Source organism: Flavobacterium sp. 316, from assembly GCF_000967805.1.
Classification (GTDB): domain Bacteria; phylum Bacteroidota; class Bacteroidia; order Flavobacteriales; family Flavobacteriaceae; genus Flavobacterium; species Flavobacterium sediminilitoris.
Genome location: NZ_JYGZ01000015.1, coordinates 1 through 1,651, shown reverse-complemented (window position 1 = coordinate 1,651; position 1,651 = coordinate 1). Strand labels below are relative to the sequence as shown.

Sequence of the window (1,651 nt, the reverse complement as noted above, 5' to 3'; positions counted from 1 at the left end):
TTTCCCTGTTCCTGATGAACCTAAACTTATTACATGTAATGGCTGTTCTCTTTTTCTACTGCTAAAAATTAAATACATGATTAGCCTGTTTGTTTCTTCTCCTATGATTCCGCTTTTGCCTATTAAGTCGTTAGTCCTTAGTAATAAGTCCTTAGTTTTTAGTAGTTCTAAAGCTTCGTTTTTCTCTTTTTCTGTTAGTTGTTTGGCTTTTGGACTTTGGTCTTGTGACTTTAGACTTTCTAATCTGTATTTTTCCAGTTCTTCTATGAGTTCGTTTATACTCGCTTCGATTACACTTGTGCCTATTTCTAGTTTAGTAGCTGTTTTTCTAATTAGCTTTTCTACTTGGGTGTCGTTGTATAGATCTAAATTATGTCTTACTGCTAGTGTATCAACTTCTGTAGATTGTATTTTGAGTGTTACGCGCATTCTGTCCAATCCATCTAACCTGATACCGCCTAATACTGTTATTTTGATTAGTTTATTATTATATTCTAATTGGTTTGGGTTTTGAATGTTTAGATTGTTCATAACTTATAAAATTTCACTTATTAGTTACAAACTTAATCAATAAATGATATTATTTACAAATTTATTCGTTTGTTTTTTTACTTTTAAGTAATGTATATTTGCATAAACCCTTATTCTTAAAGCATTATTATTACTTATAGATTATGAAAATAGGAACAACCATAGTACAATTACGTAAAGAAAAAGGATTATCTCGTGATGTTCTAGGAAGCATTGTAGGAACTTCTGGAGCTGTAATTGGAAGATATGAACGTGAAGAGATTACGCCCTCAGTTGAGATAGCTAATAAAATTGCACAAGCTCTTGATGTTTCTTTAGATTATTTAGTAGGCAATAATACCGTAATTGTAAAAGATAAAAAAATTGTCGAACGTATTGAAGTTATCGCCACTATGCCCGATGAAGAACAAAAACAATTATTTAATGTGATTGATGCTTTAATTAGAGATTATAAAACTAAACTTTCTTATAAATAGTTTCTTCTATTACTTGACAAGGAAGATCTCCTATAATTACATCTATACTTTCTAATGCCTTATCTCTGCTAGATTCTATAATTTTTATTTATATAATACGTATCTAATTATATACGTATTACAAAATATATCATATATTTGTAGTGCATATTTGTAGCATACAATTGTATTACATATTTGTTATACATATTTAAATACTCAATGTTGCCAATAAAAAAACCCACCTGCTCTTGCAAATGGGTCTATTAAATAACTACTTACTAGGATTTTTTACCTCTTTAAGTAGTTTGGTAATTGCAACAATTACCAATAACAATAGTAGAAGATTCAATTCTTCCATAATTTTTAAAATCTTTTAGGTTAATAAATAACACCTAAATTTTAATAGAAACCGAGACTGCAATCTCGGTTTTTTTCATCTCTAGATGGTGTTGACTCTCAACTCTTCAAAGATAATCATAAAATCTATATTTCCATTCCAAAGTTATTCACAGATAATTATTTTGTGACTAATAGCGTTTTCTTGTTTTTATAGTAAAATTTAACAGTTTTAAACAGTTTTTAAAACAATAAAACCACTCAATTGAGTGGTTTATGTTTTATTGTTTTTAAAATAAGTATTTAAAATTAATCCGTTTTTAAAA

At 28.0% G+C, this 1,651-nt stretch carries 1 protein-coding gene and 1 pseudogene; one reads left to right on the top strand and one right to left on the bottom strand.

Annotated elements, in window-relative coordinates:
* Positions 1-531, bottom strand: a pseudogene (locus SY27_RS19040) (hypothetical protein); the annotation flags it as partial.
* A 143-nt stretch (positions 532-674) separates the two neighbouring features.
* On the opposite strand from SY27_RS19040, the gene SY27_RS18020 reads away from it, so the two are divergent.
* Positions 675-1,007 carry a helix-turn-helix domain-containing protein gene (locus SY27_RS18020; RefSeq protein ID WP_045973039.1) on the top strand — a complete coding sequence of 111 codons (333 nt, stop codon included), beginning with the start codon at positions 675-677 and terminating at the stop codon, positions 1,005-1,007.
* Positions 1,008-1,651: the final 644 nt, after the last annotated feature.